The following is a 17,273-nucleotide window of genomic DNA, read 5'->3' as shown; positions in this document are numbered from 1 at the left end:
GTTGTCAGATCTGTCCGTTGAATGTGTCGCAGTCCTGGATACGGCCGCTGTCGAACCCGCGCTTGAACCAGCGCGAGCGCTGTTCGGACGTGCCATGATTGAAGCTCTCGGGCACCACATAGCCCTGGCTGCGCTTCTGCAGCGTATCGTCGCCGATCTGCGTCGCGGCATTCAACGCTTCTTCGAGATCACCCGCCTCCAGAATGCCCTTCTGCTGCGTGAAGTGGCCCCAGATACCGGCGAAGCAGTCGGCCTGAAGCTCGACCTTTACCGACATGGCGTTGGCCTCGGCCTGGTCCATGTTCTGCCGCGCCTCGTTGAAGCGAGGCAGCACGCCGATCAGGTTCTGCACATGGTGGCCGACCTCGTGCGCGATCACATAAGCCTGTGCAAAATCGCCGGCTGCACCGAACTTCTGGTCGAGTTCGTCGAAGAAGGACGTATCGAGGTAAACCTTGCGGTCGATCGGGCAGTAGAACGGGCCGGACGAGGCGGATGCGTTGCCGCAGGCCGACTGGACCTGACCGTTGAAGCGCACGAGCTTCGGTTCTTCGTAGGTCTCGCCTTCGGCCTGGAAGATGCCGTTCCACGTGTCTTCCGTTTCGGCCAGGACGGTTGCCACGAACTGGTCGCGCTCCGTGCGGTTGACCGGCGCGCCGGTGCTTTGCGGCAACTGCTGCTGTTGCGTGGTGGCCGGGCCGCCGCCTTCCATGCCCGCGAGGATCGCGAGCGGATCGATGCCGCAGGCGCGCAGGCCGAAAAACAGCACGACGAGGATGACGATGGTGGAAATGCTCAGCCCGCCACCGGCACCGGCCCCGATCGGGATGCGGATCGGTCCGCCGCCGCCGCGACCGAAACCGCCGCCCCGGCCGAAGCCGCCACCGCCGCCTCCCGCATCCTCGACATTGTTGCTTTGACGGCGTCCCTGCCAGCGCATGATATTTTCCCTCACTTCACGGCGGCGCGAGCGACGCGCCGGAACGTTCAGCAACGATCTCAAGGGGGTTTGGTTCGACGGCCATTGGAACCGGATTTCTTTTGAACGATTCCCAAGCCGTTCGACGCAAGGAGAGGCAGGCATGATCAAAGTCCATGCACTTCAGTACTCACGTGCCCACCGCATTCTGTGGCTGCTCGAAGAGCTCAGCCTCGACTACGAGGTCGTGACTTACACCCGCGACCCGCAGACGCTCGCGGCGGAGCCCGCTTTGCGTGCCGTCCATCCTCTCGGGAAGTCACCGATCATCGTGACGGACGGCACGGTGCTTGCCGAATCCGGTGCGATCATCGAGTTCCTGCTGGAACGCCACGACACCGGCACGCTGCGCCCTGCCCCGAAAACCGATGCCGGCACGCGCTTTCTATACTGGCTGCATTTCGCGGAAGGCTCTCTCATGCCGCCGCTTCTCATCAAGCTTTATCTCGGCCGTGTCGGCGAAGTGCCGGAACAGGTGGCGCAGCGTGTGGACGGTCAAGTTTTCAATGCACTCGAGTATGCCAATGACGAGCTCGCCAAGCGCGACTTCTTCGCAGGCCAATTCTCGGCCGCCGACATTCAGATGAGCTACCCGGTGCAGGCGGCCGCCATGCAGCCGGGCTTCGCTGACCGATTCCCCAACCTTCAGGCCTGGCTCGATCGCATCGCCGAGCGCCCCGCCTACAAGCGTGCGATCGAGCGCGGTGGCGAGCCGATGATCCCGCGTCGCTGAGGGCTGCAACAAAAGGTTTCCCACAGCGCGCACTTTCGGGGTTACGTGGCCCCAAAGCTTGGCCTATAAGGCCCGCCTAGCCTGACACAAAAACGCAGCGCAGCCGGACGGGGCACATTCCCGCTCGGCTTTTGGCGCAAGCCTCAGCCTGGACGGACCGCGACCCATGCCCAAACGTACCGATATCAAATCGATCCTGATCATCGGTGCCGGGCCCATCGTCATCGGCCAGGCCTGCGAGTTCGACTATTCGGGCACACAGGCCTGTAAGGCACTGCGCGCGGAGGGCTATCGCGTCATCCTCGTCAACTCCAACCCGGCCACGATCATGACCGATCCGGAACTGGCGGACGCGACCTATATCGAGCCGATCACTCCTGAAGTGGTCGCCAAGATCATCGCCAAGGAGCGGCCCGACGCGCTTCTCCCCACCATGGGCGGCCAGACGGCGCTCAACACCGCGCTCTCGCTGCGCCGCATGGGCGTGCTCGACCGCTACAATGTCGAGATGATCGGCGCCAATGCCGAGGCCATCGACAAGGCCGAGGATCGCGCCCTGTTCCGCGAGGCGATGCAGAAGATCGGCCTCGAAACGCCGCGCTCGATGCTGGCGAACGCCACCGACGTGAAGGACGCCGACCGCAAGCGCCACGAAGCCGCGCGCGCCGAACTGCGTGAAACGCTGTCGGGCGACGCACTCGACACCGCCCTCGACACGCTCGAAACCGAATGGAACCTCGGCGAAGGCGACCGCAAGCAGCGCTACGTCTCGCATGCGATGGGCATCGCGGCACAGGCGATGGACCAGATCGGTCTGCCCGCCATCATCCGCCCTTCCTTCACGCTGGGCGGCACGGGCGGCGGCATCGCCTATAACCGCGCCGAGTTCTTCGACATCATCGCGGGCGGCCTCGATGCGTCGCCCACCACCGAAGTGCTGATCGAGGAATCCGTTCTGGGCTGGAAAGAGTATGAGATGGAAGTCGTCCGCGACCGCGCGGACAACTGCATCATCATCTGCTCCATCGAGAACGTCGATCCGATGGGCGTGCATACGGGCGATTCCATCACGGTGGCGCCTGCGCTGACGCTGACCGACAAGGAATACCAGATCATGCGCAACGCCTCGATCGCGGTGCTGCGCGAGATCGGGGTGGAAACGGGCGGCTCCAATGTGCAGTTCGCCGTGAACCCCGAGAACGGCCGCCTGGTCGTGATCGAGATGAACCCACGCGTGTCGCGCTCCTCGGCACTGGCGTCCAAGGCGACCGGCTTCCCGATCGCCAAGATCGCGGCCAAGCTCGCGGTCGGCTACACTCTGGACGAACTGGAGAACGACATTACGGGCGGCGCGACCCCGGCCTCGTTCGAGCCGTCGATCGACTATGTCGTCACCAAGATCCCCCGCTTCGCGTTCGAAAAATTCCCCGGCGCAGAGCCGCTTCTGACCACGGCCATGAAGTCGGTCGGCGAAGTGATGGCCATCGGCCGCACCTTCGCGGAGTCGCTGCAAAAGGCCTTGCGTGGCCTGGAAACAGGCCTGACTGGTCTCGATGAGATCGAGATTCCTGGCTTCGTCGAGGGCGCGAGCTTTGGCGAGAACCGCAATGCGGTGCGCGCCGCGCTCGGCACGCCGACGCCGGATCGTCTGCGCTACGTCGCGCAGGCCATCCGCACAGGCACCAGCCTCGAAGAAGTGCACGACATGTGCCGCATCGATCCGTGGTTTCTCCATGAGATCGCGAAGATCATCGCCCTCGAAGCGCGTATTCGCGAGCACGGCCTGCCGACAGACGCCGTGAACCTGCGAATGCTGAAGGCCAACGGCTTCTCCGATGCCCGCCTCGCCTCGCTGACCAAGACTTCCGCGCGAGCCGTGCGGGATGCGCGTGACAAGCTTGACGTACACCCGGTCTTCAAGCGCATCGACACCTGCGCGGCCGAGTTCGCCTCGCCCACCGCCTACATGTACTCGACCTACGAGACGCCCTTCGCCGGCAAGCTCGCCGACGAGTCGCAGGTTTCAGAGGCCAAGAAGGTCGTCATCCTCGGCGGCGGCCCGAACCGCATCGGCCAGGGCATCGAGTTCGACTATTGCTGCTGCCACGCCGCCTTCGCGCTGCGCGAGGCAGGCTATGAAGCGATCATGGTCAACTGCAACCCGGAAACGGTTTCGACCGACTATGACACATCCGATCGTCTCTATTTCGAGCCGCTGACCGACGAGGACGTTCTCGAAATTCTGCGCGCCGAGAAGGTCAAGGGCACGCTGCACGGCGTGGTCGTGCAGCTTGGCGGCCAGACGCCGCTGAAGCTCGCGAATGCGTTGGAACGCGCCGGCATCCCGATCTTGGGCACCTCGCCCGATGCGATCGATCTCGCCGAAGACCGCGACCGTTTCCAGAAGCTCCTGCATAAGCTCGAGCTTTCGCAGCCGCGCAACGGCATCGCCTACTCGGTCGAGCAGGCACGGCTGGTGGCCGGCGAGCTCGGCTTCCCGCTCGTTGTGCGCCCGTCCTATGTGCTCGGTGGCCGCGCGATGCAGATCATCCATGACGACGCGATGCTCGCCAACTACCTGCTCGGCACCGTGCCGGAACTGGTGCCCGAAGACATCAAGCAGCGCTATCCGAACGACAAGACCGGCCAGATCAACACGCTGCTCGGCAAGAACCCGCTCCTTTTCGACACCTATCTGACCGAGGCCGTCGAAGTTGACGTGGACTGCCTGTGCGATGGCGAGAATGTCTATGTCGCGGGCGTCATGGAGCATATCGAAGAGGCAGGCATCCATTCGGGCGACTCCGCCTGCTCGCTGCCAGTTCATTCGCTCTCGACCGAGATTGTGGACGAACTGCATCGCCAGACCGCCGCACTCGCCAGGGCGCTCGGCGTCGGCGGGCTGATGAACGTGCAATATGCGGTCAAGGACGGCGAGATCTATGTGCTCGAAGTAAACCCCCGCGCCTCGCGCACGGTGCCTTTCGTGGCGAAGACCGTTGGCAGCCCCATCGCCAAGGTCGCGACCCGCATCATGGCGGGCGAGAAGCTGGACGAGGCGTTCGGCCACTACGGCAAGGGCAAGCCCGACCTGCGCGACCTCAAGCATATCGCAGTCAAGGAAGCGGTGTTTCCCTTCGCGCGCTTCCCCGGCGTCGATACGCTGCTCGGACCCGAAATGCGTTCGACCGGCGAAGTCATGGGTCTCGACCGCGACTACGCGCTGGCCTTTGCCAAGGCACAGCTGGGCGCGGGCGTTGATCTCCCCCGCTCCGGCACGCTGTTCGTTTCGGTGCGCGACGCGGACAAGAGCCGGGTGCTGCCCGCAGTGAAACGCCTGGCCGATCTGGGCTTCAAGGTTCTCGCCACCGGCGGCACGGCGCGCTTCCTGTCAGAACAGGGCATCGCGGTCGAGAAGATCAACAAGGTGCTCGAAGGACGTCCGCATATCGAGGATGCGATCCGCAACCGTCAGGTTCAGCTCGTCTTCAACTCGACGGACGGCCAAAAGGCCGTGTCCGACTCCAAGTCGCTCCGCCGCGCCACGCTGATGCAGAAGGTGCCCTACTACACGACGATGGCCGGCGCCGTCGCCGTGTCCGAAGCCATCGCTGCGCTCAAGGCGGGTAACCTCGAAGTGCGGCCGCTGCAGGATTATTTCTGAGCGCAGAACGTGGAAAGTCCCGGCCATCAGCAGAGCGCGGAGGGCCGGGTCGATTTCCCGTCAGACAATCGAGACTTGATTCTATTTTGAGGTGGGCGCCTTCGCGCACCATGTCGGGTGGCACAGACGAGCCCCATCGAGCTGCTGAAGCCGCTGCGCGCTTCGGCTGGCATAGTTCCAGCACGGTGATGAACGAAATCACGGCCAACTGCCGCGCAAACCCTTGCGCTTCCGGGCTCGCCGCTTTTCTTCATCCACCCCCTCCGCGCCTTCGCGTAGATTTCGCTTACCGCTTCATCGGGAGCCAGGTCGCGACGGCGCATCTGTGAAGCGGACGGTGCCGGACTGGTCGTGCCAACGTAGTGCGGCTGGGTGATGAGCCCCTAAGTCCGGGCCCCAAGTGAGGAGCGGTGGGTGACGCCCCGTTCTGTGGACCTAGGGCAAGAACACCGAAAGCGGCGCATGGCGCGGGTCATGCACTTCACGAAAGTCCAGAGGCCAGCGCCATGCGCCGTCTCCTGAACTCGAACCACACCATACCCCGGCTCGAAACCCGAGCGCGGCAGCGATCATGCATATCCAGAGGTCGTCGAGGCGAAATGACATCCACTTCAACGAGAGCCGAACAGACTCCAGGCAAATTTGGAAAAAGCTTAGCGAAGTTTGGAGGACGGGTCGAATCCGCCATGGCCCACACGACCACCCTTGCCGGTCGATGAAGGGTTCGCCTCGGCAGCAACAGGCGTTGCAGCAACCGTCTCGGGCGCCACAACCGCTTCGGCAACGGACTCCGTCGTCGTGTTGGCGACGGTCGCTTGAACCGGAGCGCTGCCGGCAGAGGTCGGGATCACATCGACCTTGGCCGGTGTCACCGGAATCTCGGTTTGATTAGCCAGCGCCGCAGTTGCGGTCGCGGCCGGTTCGGCTGTTTCCTCGGACTTCACGGCCGCGATGCCGGCATCCCAGCGCTCAGCCATGGCGCTTGTCTGGGGCATGGGGATGGCGGGCGTGGCAGGCTTGGGCTTGGCATCGAAGGCGGCCGAGGCCAGCACGATTTCAGGCTCCTGCGCCGGGCCCACCGGGTTCGGCATGCGCGAGCGCTTCAGGCCGGCGGCTTCCAGCATGCCCTTTCGCTTGGCGTCGAAATAGTAGCCGCGAGCATAGTTGCGGACGGCTTGATCGTGGTCACCGCCGGCGACCATGTAGGCGCCCTTCAGATATTTGACCGCGTATTTCAGATTGGTCTCGGCATCGAGCAGGCCGTTGCTCGGGCCGCTGAAGCCCATGGAGCGCGCGGTCGCCGGAAGGATCTGCATCAGACCCCAGTATGGGCCATTGCGGGCTTCTGGCCGGAAATTGCTTTCGCGCTTCACCACGCGGCGCACCAGCGACTCCGGCACTTCATAGCTCTGGGCATAGGAAGCAATCAGTTGATCGACTTGCGCATTGTTGCTTTGCTTGACCACTTCGACGCTGCCGGAGCGCACGAGATCAGGCGACGAAGCTGCGGGCGATGCGCCGGCATAGGCCATCTGCGTTGCCGCCACCGGAGCGGCTTGTGCCACCTCGCTCGAACGCACGCCCGGCAGGGGCGCTGCATCTGGCAGCATGGCGAATGTCTGGGGGGGCGTCGGTGTCAGCTTCGCGGATGAAGCGCTTTCGTTGGTCGTGCATCCTGCGGGGATGAGCAGTGGCAGGAGGCAAAGGCCAAAGCGGATCTTCATGCGACTGGCGCGGAGCGTCCCTGTTGGTCGCCCCGGCTGCCTAGGGGTCGAATTATGGGTCAAACAGCCGGAACGAGAATCGCATTAACACGCTTTAATAATCGAGGCGAGAACCCTCAGCGTCCAAATCTGAAGAAATCGTCTCCGATCGACATCCGCTCCTCGCATCGTTTGACTGGACACTTCTCCGTATCGGCCGTCGGCACGACTGTCGGCGCAGCATATTCGTGGCTTTGGCAATAGTTGTTGTTGCGTATGAAACGCTCATAGCGCGGCAGGTTGCGGACCCGGCGCGACTGCCATTGCAAGAGCACCGCTCCCTCTTCACGGATCACCGCGCGGGCTTGCTCGCAGGACATGCTGGTCGACTGATAGCGTTGAATTGCAAAGGCTTCTGCCGGCAGAACGGCGAGCACGGTTGCGAGAACAAGCTTTTTCATGGCTGGACGAGCCTCCTTGATCAGGGCGAACTAGCGTCGGCAAAAGGGGGCTCAAGCATTCTCGCGCAACGGTGAAGGCCTCCCTTGCAAGTGTGACTCCGCACCCCCATATCGGGCTGGTCGGTCACAAGCCGTTGCCCCGCTTGGTGCGGAATTCCCATCCACTTCCCCGAGCATGGTCCTCTTTCAAGAGGTAAGTTTCGTGAAAGCTTCGTGCTGCACGTTTCTTTCGGAGAGATGTTCTCTTGCAGAACTCTCGCTCCGGCAAGGCGGTTCGACCACTCCGACGAGCGCCCGCTGAGACGAAAAGCGGACCTGCATGGCTGAGCCACGGATGTACTGGCAAGCCATGCAGGAAAGCGCCTCTCGGTTGCCTTCCTGGATCGGTTCACGCCGAAGCAGCAGATTGCCTGCAGGCGTGATGCGATGATCCGGAGGGCCCGGTCGGGCCGACCCCTTCCCCTAGCTTTCCTGCGGAAGCCATTCGATCGGCACGTGACCGGCATCGGCCTTCACGCGATCGAGCCATGCCGACACCGCCGGAAACGCCTTGAGATCGAACCCGCCGAGTTCGGCGCGGTGCGTGTAGGCATAAAGCGCCAGATCGGCGAGCGTGACGGTGTCGCCGACGAGAAACGGCGTCTTTTCCAGCTGCACCTCCATGACGCCGAGCGCGGCATCGCCGTTCTTCAACGTCGAGGCGAGCCGTTCGGGCGTAGCGTCGCCGGCACGCTCCGGATAGCGCGTGATTGCGATGCGAACAGCGACATAGGGCTCATGGCTGTACTGTTCGAAGAAGAGCCATTGAAACATCTGCGCGCGCGCATATGCATCTTCGGGCACGAAGCGCGTTCCCTCGCCCAGGTAAACCAGGATGGCGTTCGACTCCGAAAGCAGCCGTCCGTCTTCCAGCTCGAGTAATGGAACGCGGCCATTCGGATTCTTGGCAAGGAAAGCAGGGCTGCGCGTGGAACCATCCACGCTGTTCGTCTCTGCATGGCGGAATGGCCTGCCGAGCTTTGCCATCAACAGACGCGGCTTGTAGCAGTTGCCACTGTCGGTCATTCCATAAAGCGTGAGCATGGCTGGCCTTTCCGTCTAGACAGCGATCCATGTCGCGAACCGTTCAGAAGAACCAGCGAATTATTCGCAGCGACCGATCAGTGCGATTGATCGGTCAGGACGCCGCGCGGCGCCCGAAAACGCGGCCCCGTCCAGCAGACCTTGCCGATATCGCGACGTGTTCGCTTTCCTGCCGCTCGGTGCGTGGGCTCGGGCTCGACATCAGCTGAACGGCGGGGCCCAACTGCGCCAGCCGGTCTGGCACGATCTCCGGCCGCGACAGGATGAAGCCCTGAACCATGGAAGCACCGGCTTGGGCTGAAAGATCGAGCTGCCAGCCCTCCTCGACACCTTCGAACACGGTCTCGATCCCGCGATCGCGGAAGTTGTTCACCATGGTGCGCAGAAGTGCCGCGCCCGGCCCCGAGCCCATGATGGGCGAAAGCCATTGCGCGTCGAATTTGACGATGTCGGGCTTGAGCGCATTCACCCGCTCGGCATCGGAGCTTTCAGCGCCATAGTCATCCACGGCGATGCGGAAGCCGTCCGCACGGAGCGCATCGATGAAGTAATGGAGTGTCGAGCCGCCGGACAGGCGTTGTTCAGTCACCTCGCACACGACGCGACGTGGATCGATCCCCGCTTCATGCAGCACCAGGCGCATCTCGCGCAGGCTCATTTCGACGATCGAACGCTCGATGAAGACGCTCGGATCGATGTTGAGAAAGATCAGCGCATCGTCCGGCAGAAAGGTGCCGGCATTCAACAAGTGCTGCGTCCGCAGAAGCGTTTCGAGGTGCAGCCGGTCTGGCGCGGGGACGAGGCCGAAGAAAGTGCCCGGCGAAAGCGGCCCATTCTCCTTGAACGGCCGGGCAAGACTTTCAAATGCCGCCGGCTCCAGCTTGCCCTTGCGAAACGCGAAGATAGCTTGGAATGCCGTCTTCAAGACATAAGGACCCCAGAGACCGGTGGCCGTCCGGTCCGGGTTTCGCATGATATGGGCGAGGCCGATGCTGCGCGCCACGACCGGCAGAACTCCTGAAACAAGTCCTGGGGCGAATATCACGGCATCGGTTGCCGCCTCCTTAACGTCAACCACCTTGCGATTCGGGTTCCGATGGGACATGGAAGCGCCGCCAGACTATCCCGGAGACGATCATGGCCTTCCTCGCCCAAGCCTTGTCACGCGTAAAGCCGTCCGCGACCATCGCTGTGACCCAGAAGGCGCGTGAACTGAAAGCGGCGGGCCGCGATGTGATCGGTTTAGGCGCCGGCGAGCCGGATTTCGACACGCCCGACAACGTCAAGAATGCTGCCATCGAGGCCATCAAGCGGGGCGAAACCAAGTATCCGCCGGTATCGGGCATCGCGCCGCTGCGCGAGGCAATCGCCGCCAAATTCAAGAGGGAAAACAATCTGGGCTACAAGCCGGCGCAGACCATCGTCGCGACCGGCGGCAAGCAGATCCTTTTCAACGCCTTCATGGCGACGCTCGACGCGGGCGACGAGGTGGTGATCCCCTCGCCCTATTGGGTGAGCTACCCGGAGATGGTCTTGCTCTGCAACGGCACGCCGGTATTTGCCGAGACCACCCAGGAGAACGGCTTCAAACTTTCCGCCGAAGCGCTCGACAAGGCCATCAGCCCGCGCACCAAGTGGCTGGTTCTGAACTCGCCGTCCAATCCCTCGGGCGCGGCCTATACCGAGGCCGAGCTGAAGGCGTTGGCCGAGGTGCTGCTCAAGCACCCGCATGTGTGGGTGCTGACCGACGACATGTACGAGCATCTCACCTATGGCGACTTCCAGTTCCGCACCATCGCAGAAGTGGAGCCGGCCCTTTACGAGCGCACGCTGACCATGAACGGCGTGTCCAAGGCCTATGCCATGACGGGCTGGCGCATCGGCTATGCGGCGGGCCCCATCGAATTGATCAAGGCGATGGACATGATTCAGGGCCAGCAGACCTCCGGCGCATGCACCATCGCGCAATGGGCATCCGTGGAAGCGCTGAACGGGCCGCAGGACTTCATCCACAAGAACAAGGCGATCTTCCAGAACCGGCGCGATCTGGTCGTAGGAATGCTCAACCAGGCGCGCGGCATCACCTGCCCCTCGCCCGAAGGTGCGTTCTACGTCTACCCGTCCTGCCAGGGCCTGATCGGAAAGACGGCACCGTCAGGCAAAGTGATCGCTGATGACGCCGCCTTCTGCGCCGAGTTGCTCGAAGCGGAAGGCGTCGCAGTGGTGCAGGGCTCGGCGTTCGGCCTCGGCCCCAATTTCCGCATCTCCTACGCAACCTCGGAAGCGCTTCTCGAAGAAGCCTGCAACCGCATCCAGCGCTTCGCGGGTTCTCTCAAGGACTGAGCGCTAGACGCACTCCCGGCATAACGAACGCGATCGGCACCGCCGATCGCGTTTTTCTTATACAAACCGCGTTCTCAGACACAAAAAAAGCCGGATCCAAAGGACCCGGCTGAGTTGTTGGAAGTGCCTGAAACAGGCGAAACCTCCAGAGGGGAACACTCGCAGGCGTCAATGGGAGGAGAAACGCCCGGGAGATGTTTGTAATATGAGCAGTGACTGCCTTTTCTTCAAGCACGTGTTTTGCAAATGAGCCATGCATTATGTGCTGGACTAAGCATGAGGCACGCACTGCACCTAAATTGTGCAGCGCAGCATGTCGTGCTTAGTATGCCCAGGCACGTGCCTTGGCGATCATGAAGTCGCGAAACGCGTGCAATTTCGCCTGGTTCTTCATCGCATCGGGGTAGCAGAAGTAAGTGTCGAAGGACGGCACCTCGGTTTCCGGCAGGATCTGCACCAGCTCCGAATCTTTCGGCACTACATAGTCGGGAAGCATGGCGATGCCCGCACCCCGCTTCACGGCGCGATTGATGGAAAGCAGGTCGTTGATCTGCAAGGTCGAGACACGACGGCGGTCGTCGTCGTCATAGTCGCCCAGCGTTTCGAGCCAGTTCAATTCGCTCAGATGGGTCGGCACCGGCTCGCCGAAGGTGATCAGGCGATGCGCCCGCAGCTCTTCCAGCGTTTCCGGCTTGCCATGCTTGGCGATATAGGACGGGCTTGCATAGAGGTGGAAATGCATGGTGAAAAGCCGGCGCTGGATCAGGTCCGGCTGCTGCGGCTGGCGCATGCGGATGGCGCAGTCGGCCTGACGCATGGTGAGATCGAGCTCTTCGTTCGCGAGAACGAGCTGGATCTGGATTTCCGGGAAAAGGTCGAGAAACTCCGGCAGCCGCTCGGTAAGCCAGCCGGCGCCGAGGCCCACGGTGGTGGTTACGCGGAGGATGCCTGAAGGCTTGTCCTTTGTTTCGGTCAGCCGCGAGCGGATCGATTCGAGCTTCGCCATCACGTCATGGGTCGTGCGGAACAGCATCTCGCCCTGTTCGGTCAGCACCAGCCCACGCGCGTGACGGTTGAAGAGCGGCACGCCGATATCGTGCTCCAGCGCGCTGACCTGACGCGAGATGGCCGACTGCGACAGGCGTAGCGTGTCCGCCGCATGCGTGAAGGAACCAGCGGAGGCGGCCGCGTGGAAAACGCGAAGCTTATCCCAATCGAGACCCATCTTTCAGGCTTCCCCCGCCACCGCTATTCCGCCGCCTCGCGATGCATTTCGAGGCTCGCCACATATTTCTCGGCTTCGAGCGCCGCCATGCAGCCCATGCCGGCGGCGGTAATCGCCTGGCGATAAACGTCGTCCGTCACGTCGCCGGCAGCGAAGACACCCGGCAGATCCGTCGCGGTGGAGTCCGGCGCGGTCCAGAGATAGCCGCCCGGCTTCATCTTGAGCTTGCCCTCGAACAGCGAGGTTGCCGGCGCATGGCCGATGGCGACGAACACCCCGTCCACCTTGAGCTCGGTGACAGTGCCCGTATGCACGCTCTTGACGCGCATGCCGTTAACCGAAGGCGGCATCGGCGCCTTCGGGGTGAGGCCCACCACTTCGTCAACCGCGTGGTCCCAGAGAACTGTGATGTTCTCCTTGGCGGCCAGACGCTCGCGCAGGATACGTTCGGCGCGGAACTCGTTGCGGCGGTGCACGACCGTGACGTGGCGGGCGATATGCGACAGGTAAAGGGCTTCCTCGACAGCCGAATTGCCGCCGCCGATCACCGCCACATCCTTGCCGCGATAGAAGAAGCCGTCGCAGGTGGCGCAAGCGGAAACGCCGAAGCCCATGAAGGTCTGCTCCGATGGCAGACCCAACCACTTGGCCTGCGCGCCGGTTGCGATGATGAGGGCATCAGCCGTGTATTCGGTGCCCGAATCGCCCTTGAGGCGGAAGGGGCGTCCGTCGAGATCGACCTCGGTGATCAGGTCGGACACGATTTCGGTGCCGACATGCTCGGCCTGCTTGTGCATCTCCCCCATCAGCCACGGACCCTGAATGGGGTCGGCGAAGCCCGGATAGTTCTCGACTTCGGTGGTGATCGTCAGCTGTCCGCCCTGCTGCAGACCGGCGATCAGCATCGGCTTCATCATCGCGCGCGCTGCATAGATGGCGGCCGTATAGCCGGCCGGGCCGGAACCGATGATGATGACGGGTGCATGCTTGGTCATGTCTGGTGCCTCGGCGCGCGGGTCGCGCGGTTCCCCTCGAAAGGAGCTTAAACGAAGATTATCCCCGTTTAACATTTAGGAAGTGTGATTGCCTTCCCGCAAGGCGAGAGCATGGCAGAAGCGCTTTCGGAGCGTCGCGGCTGGGGAAAAGCCATGCTTTGCAGGGCTGGCAAGCGCCTTTCGATCCGCTAGAGAAGGCTATGCTGAAGGCCGACCTCGACGCCATCGACTGGAAAATCCTGCGCGAGCTTCAGGACGAAGGGCGTATGACCAATGTCGAGCTCGCGAGCCGCGTCGGCATTTCGGCCCCGCCCTGTTTGCGCCGCGTGCGCCGGCTGGAGGAAGCGGGCGTCATTCGCGGCTATCGCGCCATGCTGAATGCCGGCGAGTTGGGCTTCGACGTAACGGCAATCTGTCTCGTCGGTCTCAAGCACCAGTCCGACAGCGAGTTGCGCGCCTTCTCGACGCTCGTGGAGGGCTGGGAGATCGTGCGCCGCGCTTGGCTGGTGTCAGGCGAGTCCGATTTCATGCTCTACTGCGTGGCGCGCGATCTGGGGACCTTCCAGCGCTTCGTGATCGAAAAGCTCACATCGGCGCCCAATGTCGACACGGTGCGCACCGCGCTCACCATCCGCCAGTTCAAGGACGAGGGCACGGTTCCGATCGATTAAGCCCGACGCATCCCGTGCCAATGAACGGCGATGCGATAAAGCGGCCGTTTGATTTCGCGCGCCAGTGTCTCGCCAAGGGTCCTGTTCTTGTTCTGCACGGTCGTGCCGCCCAACTCGCCGCTGATTTCGCGCACTGCAATCGGGCGCGCGGTAAGGACGCGCACCGGCAGCAGCCACGGCAATTGCAGCAGCGCATCGACCGGGCGGTCGAACGTCTCGGTCGCCGCGACGAGCTTGACCGCCGCGTCGCGGCCGACCCACTGCATGAACATGCGCCGCCCCGGCACGCGCGGCTCGATGATGGAGACATCGCCGGAGCGGACGAGCGCGGGGCCGCTTTCATCGCGCAGATATTGGGGAAAGCGCAGATAGTCGCCGGGCCTCAGAACACCATCCGCAGCCGAGAGGATTGCCTCAAGTACCGGTACATCGACTTCGACATCGTCCTCAAGGATGAGCCCGCCATCGAGTTCGCCTGCGGCAATCGTGCCCCACGCCTTTCGATGGGAAAGGAAGCAGGCGATCTCCGTCTGGCGAAGTGCGAAGGGGTAGCGCGGCTTGAGAAGGTTCGGGCGGTAGGCGGCCGCGAACTCGGCCTCCGTCATCCGCTTCGCGTCCACTGCGTCTAGCATCTCCCCAGGCATGGGCAGCGATGCGAGAAGCCGCTCGGCATTGGCGCGACGGCCGGTGGCGCGGGCGAGATGGATCACATAGGCGCGGGTCTTCACCGCGCGCCATCCCGGAACAGGCGCTCGTAAACGCGCGCCACGCCTGCCGCCTCGGAGTCGAGCGGAAAGCGTTCGCGCACCACGGCAAGGCCCGCTTGCCCGTGGCGCTCGCAAAGTTCCGGGTCGTTGAGATAGGGCCTGATCGCATCGATCAGTACCCTCTCCTCGCCCGCCGACACGACCGCTCCCGTTTCACCCGGCACCACCAGCTCGGCATAGGAGCCCGCATCGGTTGCCACCACGGCTGCGCCGGAAGCCATGGCTTCGAGCGGCGTGAGCCCGAAGCCCTCATTGCGCGAGGGCGCCACATAGAGGTGTACGCGACGATACCAGCTCGCGACTTCGGGCACCTCGCCCAGGAAACGGATGCGGTCGCTCAGGCCCGCCTTGGCGATACGCTGCTCGAGTTCGTTCTGGAAACTCTGGTGCTCGGCCGTCGCCCGACCGGTGATTAACGCGCTCCATTCCGGATGCGAAGGCAGGAGTGCTATCATCGCGTCCACGAAGAGGTCCGTTCCCTTGGAATGCCGCACGCGCCCGAAGCAGCCGACGAGATAGCGCCCCGGCAGATCGCTCACACCGCGCTCGCCCTCCGCTGGCGGATGAAACACAGCGAGATCGACGCCGTGCATTACCACGTCATGCGGCACTTCGAGATAGGAGCCCGAGCGCGCAGAGGTGGCGATCACCGCGTCCATGCGTCGGATCAGCCATTTCGTGAACGGCTTGTGCGCACGCTGGGCAGCGGAAGTGAAGACGAGCTTCAGCGGCGCCCGGAACAGATGCTTGAGCACGAGACCACCGACCATCTCGATATTGCGCCGCGCATGCCAGATGCGCGCGAGCCGCCGCCGAGGTTTGAGCAGAAGGGCCGGCACCTGCCACCATCGCATATGCGGCAGACTGTCAGGCAGGCCCGGCCCCAGGGTGACGATGCGATAATCGCGCGCCTGTACGGGCACGAGCTGAACGATGGTGCTGGTGACGCCGGAAAGGCGTTTTTTGAAGTTGGGCGCCACAACTTCGACGGCGCCCATGTCGGTGGTCTCGCTCAAGCTCAGCGAAACTCGACGCCGACGATCTCGTAGCCCCGCGCGCCGCCGGGTGCGTTGACCTCGATGGCATCGCCCACCGCCTTGCCGATCAAGGCACGCGCGATCGGCGAGGAGATCGAGATACGGCCGAGCTTCACGTCCGCTTCCTGATCGCCCACGATCTGGTAGGTCTTTTCTTCCTCGGTGTCCTCGTCGACCAGGATCACGGTCGCGCCGAACTTTACCTTGTCACCCGAAAGCTTGGCCACATCGATCACCTCGGCGCGGGTGATGACGTCCTCGAGCTCATTGATGCGACCCTCGTTCAGGCTCTGCGACTCCTTGGCCGCATGATACTCCGCATTCTCGGAAAGGTCGCCATGCGCGCGCGCTTCGGCGATCGCCTCGATGATGCGCGGACGCTCTTCCTGCTGGCGCCAGCGCAGCTCTTCCTTGAGCGAATTGAACCCCGGAGCGGTCATCGGGACTTTATTCATGGTCTGCCGTCCTTCGGATTGGATGCCCGCGCCGGGTCGAGATCTTCCGCTTTCAAACCTGCGCGAGCCAAAACGAAAGCGGTCCGCCGGCCGGTAAGCCGGCGGAACCGCTTGCATGTTCGGCACGCAATATAGCAAAGCCAACATCCGATTTCCACGCGCAAAAGTCAGTGGCCCATCATCAGTGCAACCGATGCACTTGATCATGCACTGACAGCTTTCTAGAGCTGCCAGAAATTCTTGACCTCCAGGCCATCGATGTCGCGTCTCGCCGCAAGTTTCATCCTTCTTCTTGTCGGCGCATTATGGGGCTTCGGCTTCGTGGCGCAGACCCGGGCCATGGAAGTGCTGGGGCCAAATACCGTCGTCGCCATCCGGTTTTGCCTGGCGAGCCTCGTGATCCTGCCATTCGCCCTGCACGAAGGACGACGTGCCCCGCTCAGCCTCGGCTCACGCGACTGGTTGGTATTCGCCTTGATCGGTTTCTTCCTGTTCGCCGGCTCGGCAGCGCAGCAGATCGGGCTCCTGACGACAACGGTGACCAATTCCGGCTTTCTGACCGGGCTCTATGTCGTGATGGTGCCTCTCTTCGCCGTGCTGCTTTTTCGGCAGTGGCCGAATCCGATCGTCTGGCCGGCGGTCGTCGTCGCGATGCTCGGGATATGGCTGTTGTCGGGTGGCCAGATCGGCGCGCTGGTGATCGGTGACGGGCTGACGGTGCTCGGTGCCGCGTTCTTTGCGCTTCAGCTCGTTTTCATCAGTCGCTTCGCCAACGGCACGGGGCGGCCGGTCACCCTTTCCATGGTGCAGTTCATCGTTTGCGCCACACTGGGTCTGATTGCGGCGCTTGCGACCGAGGAGGTCAGTTGGGCCGCGATGATCAGTGTGCTGCCGGCCCTGCTTTATGCAGGCGTCGTTTCGAGCGGCATCGCTTTCACGCTTCAGGCGGTGGCGCAGGCCCATGTCAGCGCGCCGACAGCCGCAATCCTGCTCGCGTCCGAATCGATCTTCGCCGCTCTCTTCGGCGCAATTTTCATGGGCGACCGTTTGAAGCCCATCGGCTTCCTTGGCTGTGCGCTCATCTTCGCGGCCATCCTCGCGGTGGAAACCTTGCCGGCCTGGGCCGCCAAGCGTCGTGCTGCCGCAGGATAAGCGAA

15 protein-coding genes are annotated in these 17,273 nt (G+C 63.0%); 5 read left to right on the top strand and 10 right to left on the bottom strand.

Annotated features, from left to right (window positions below; all coding sequences use genetic code 11):
- Nucleotides 1-4 precede the first annotated feature (4 nt).
- Nucleotides 5-940, bottom strand: a complete 936-nt coding sequence (gene ypfJ, locus NGM99_RS08865; RefSeq protein WP_252818090.1) for a KPN_02809 family neutral zinc metallopeptidase — start codon at nucleotides 938-940, stop codon at nucleotides 5-7.
- 142 nt (nucleotides 941-1,082) lie between these two features.
- Between ypfJ and NGM99_RS08860 the strand changes: the two genes are divergently transcribed.
- Nucleotides 1,083-1,712: a glutathione S-transferase family protein gene (locus NGM99_RS08860; protein WP_252818088.1), complete on the top strand. Its 630-nt coding sequence runs from the start codon at nucleotides 1,083-1,085 to the stop codon at nucleotides 1,710-1,712.
- A 166-nt stretch (nucleotides 1,713-1,878) separates the two neighbouring features.
- Nucleotides 1,879-5,376: a carbamoyl-phosphate synthase large subunit gene (gene carB, locus NGM99_RS08855; RefSeq protein WP_252818087.1), complete on the top strand. Its 3,498-nt coding sequence runs from the start codon at nucleotides 1,879-1,881 to the stop codon at nucleotides 5,374-5,376.
- 653 nt (nucleotides 5,377-6,029) lie between these two features.
- Here carB and NGM99_RS21915 read toward each other — a convergent pair.
- From NGM99_RS21915 to NGM99_RS08835, 4 genes are all read right to left on the bottom strand, one after another.
- Nucleotides 6,030-7,100: a transglycosylase SLT domain-containing protein gene (locus tag NGM99_RS21915; protein ID WP_435371409.1), complete on the bottom strand. Its 1,071-nt coding sequence runs from the start codon at nucleotides 7,098-7,100 to the stop codon at nucleotides 6,030-6,032.
- 116 nt (nucleotides 7,101-7,216) lie between these two features.
- Nucleotides 7,217-7,540: a hypothetical protein gene (locus tag NGM99_RS08845; protein ID WP_252818085.1), complete on the bottom strand. Its 324-nt coding sequence runs from the start codon at nucleotides 7,538-7,540 to the stop codon at nucleotides 7,217-7,219.
- Between the two features lie 462 nt (nucleotides 7,541-8,002).
- A complete protein-coding gene (locus NGM99_RS08840; protein WP_252818084.1) occupies nucleotides 8,003-8,623 on the bottom strand; it encodes a glutathione S-transferase family protein in 621 nt (206 codons plus the stop codon).
- Between the two features lie 94 nt (nucleotides 8,624-8,717).
- Nucleotides 8,718-9,626 carry an EAL domain-containing protein gene (locus tag NGM99_RS08835; RefSeq protein WP_252818082.1) on the bottom strand — a complete coding sequence of 303 codons (909 nt, stop codon included), beginning with the start codon at nucleotides 9,624-9,626 and terminating at the stop codon, nucleotides 8,718-8,720.
- 134 nt (nucleotides 9,627-9,760) lie between these two features.
- Here NGM99_RS08835 and NGM99_RS08830 point away from each other — a divergent pair, with 134 nt between their 5' ends.
- Nucleotides 9,761-10,966: a pyridoxal phosphate-dependent aminotransferase gene (locus NGM99_RS08830; protein WP_252818080.1), complete on the top strand. Its 1,206-nt coding sequence runs from the start codon at nucleotides 9,761-9,763 to the stop codon at nucleotides 10,964-10,966.
- 322 nt (nucleotides 10,967-11,288) lie between these two features.
- On the opposite strand, the gene NGM99_RS08825 is transcribed toward NGM99_RS08830, so the two are convergent.
- Both NGM99_RS08825 and trxB read right to left on the bottom strand, forming a co-directional pair.
- The gene (locus NGM99_RS08825) at nucleotides 11,289-12,191 is read right to left on the bottom strand and encodes a LysR family transcriptional regulator (protein WP_252818079.1); all 903 of its coding nucleotides are present in this window, start codon (nucleotides 12,189-12,191) and stop codon (nucleotides 11,289-11,291) included.
- Between the two features lie 23 nt (nucleotides 12,192-12,214).
- Nucleotides 12,215-13,186 carry a thioredoxin-disulfide reductase gene (gene trxB, locus NGM99_RS08820; RefSeq protein ID WP_252818077.1) on the bottom strand — a complete coding sequence of 324 codons (972 nt, stop codon included), beginning with the start codon at nucleotides 13,184-13,186 and terminating at the stop codon, nucleotides 12,215-12,217.
- A gap of 200 nt (nucleotides 13,187-13,386) precedes the next feature.
- Here trxB and NGM99_RS08815 point away from each other — a divergent pair, with 200 nt between their 5' ends.
- Nucleotides 13,387-13,857 (top strand): Lrp/AsnC family transcriptional regulator, encoded by a 471-nt coding sequence (locus NGM99_RS08815; protein WP_252818076.1) that lies wholly within the window; start codon nucleotides 13,387-13,389, stop codon nucleotides 13,855-13,857.
- Here NGM99_RS08815 and NGM99_RS08810 read toward each other — a convergent pair.
- Genes NGM99_RS08810 through greA form a run of 3 tightly spaced genes read right to left on the bottom strand, consistent with a single transcriptional unit; the run spans nucleotide 13,854 to nucleotide 16,116 of the window.
- Complete coding sequence (locus tag NGM99_RS08810; protein WP_252818075.1) at nucleotides 13,854-14,585, bottom strand: glycosyltransferase family 25 protein; 732 nt, start codon at nucleotides 14,583-14,585, stop codon at nucleotides 13,854-13,856. The two genes, NGM99_RS08815 and NGM99_RS08810, sit on opposite strands and share 4 nt — an antisense overlap.
- Nucleotides 14,582-15,646 (bottom strand): glycosyltransferase family 4 protein, encoded by a 1,065-nt coding sequence (locus tag NGM99_RS08805; RefSeq protein ID WP_435371414.1) that lies wholly within the window; start codon nucleotides 15,644-15,646, stop codon nucleotides 14,582-14,584. The genes NGM99_RS08810 and NGM99_RS08805 overlap by 4 nt, the downstream gene beginning before the upstream one ends.
- Nucleotides 15,643-16,116, bottom strand: coding sequence for a transcription elongation factor GreA (gene greA, locus NGM99_RS08800; protein ID WP_252818073.1), 474 nt, complete (start codon nucleotides 16,114-16,116; stop codon nucleotides 15,643-15,645). The genes NGM99_RS08805 and greA overlap by 4 nt, the downstream gene beginning before the upstream one ends.
- 258 nt (nucleotides 16,117-16,374) lie before the next feature.
- Here greA and NGM99_RS08795 point away from each other — a divergent pair, with 258 nt between their 5' ends.
- A complete protein-coding gene (locus tag NGM99_RS08795) occupies nucleotides 16,375-17,268 on the top strand; it encodes a DMT family transporter (protein ID WP_252818072.1) in 894 nt (297 codons plus the stop codon).
- Nucleotides 17,269-17,273: the final 5 nt, after the last annotated feature.

Source organism: Mesorhizobium liriopis (assembly GCF_024053505.1).
GTDB classification, from domain to species: domain Bacteria; phylum Pseudomonadota; class Alphaproteobacteria; order Rhizobiales; family Rhizobiaceae; genus Mesorhizobium_B; species Mesorhizobium_B liriopis.
Note: the sequence above shows the minus strand (reverse complement) of the source record. Positions and strands in the feature narration are given on the sequence as shown.

What these genes read in the sequence shown, in the direction of transcription:
- NGM99_RS08845 (WP_252818085.1), bottom strand. Translation starts at nt 7,540, where the DNA reads ATGAAAAAGCTTGTTCTCGCAACCGTGCTCGCCGTTCTGCCGGCAGAA.
- NGM99_RS08825 (WP_252818079.1), bottom strand. Translation starts at nt 12,191, where the DNA reads ATGGGTCTCGATTGGGATAAGCTTCGCGTTTTCCACGCGGCCGCCTCC.
- greA (WP_252818073.1), bottom strand. Translation starts at nt 16,116, where the DNA reads ATGAATAAAGTCCCGATGACCGCTCCGGGGTTCAATTCGCTCAAGGAA.
- NGM99_RS08795 (WP_252818072.1), top strand. Translation starts at nt 16,375, where the DNA reads ATGTCGCGTCTCGCCGCAAGTTTCATCCTTCTTCTTGTCGGCGCATTA.
- trxB (WP_252818077.1), bottom strand. Translation starts at nt 13,186, where the DNA reads ATGACCAAGCATGCACCCGTCATCATCATCGGTTCCGGCCCGGCCGGC.
- NGM99_RS08815 (WP_252818076.1), top strand. Translation starts at nt 13,387, where the DNA reads ATGCTGAAGGCCGACCTCGACGCCATCGACTGGAAAATCCTGCGCGAG.
- NGM99_RS08830 (WP_252818080.1), top strand. Translation starts at nt 9,761, where the DNA reads ATGGCCTTCCTCGCCCAAGCCTTGTCACGCGTAAAGCCGTCCGCGACC.
- ypfJ (WP_252818090.1), bottom strand. Translation starts at nt 940, where the DNA reads ATGCGCTGGCAGGGACGCCGTCAAAGCAACAATGTCGAGGATGCGGGA.
- carB (WP_252818087.1), top strand. Translation starts at nt 1,879, where the DNA reads ATGCCCAAACGTACCGATATCAAATCGATCCTGATCATCGGTGCCGGG.
- NGM99_RS08840 (WP_252818084.1), bottom strand. Translation starts at nt 8,623, where the DNA reads ATGCTCACGCTTTATGGAATGACCGACAGTGGCAACTGCTACAAGCCG.
- NGM99_RS08860 (WP_252818088.1), top strand. Translation starts at nt 1,083, where the DNA reads ATGATCAAAGTCCATGCACTTCAGTACTCACGTGCCCACCGCATTCTG.
- NGM99_RS21915 (WP_435371409.1), bottom strand. Translation starts at nt 7,100, where the DNA reads ATGAAGATCCGCTTTGGCCTTTGCCTCCTGCCACTGCTCATCCCCGCA.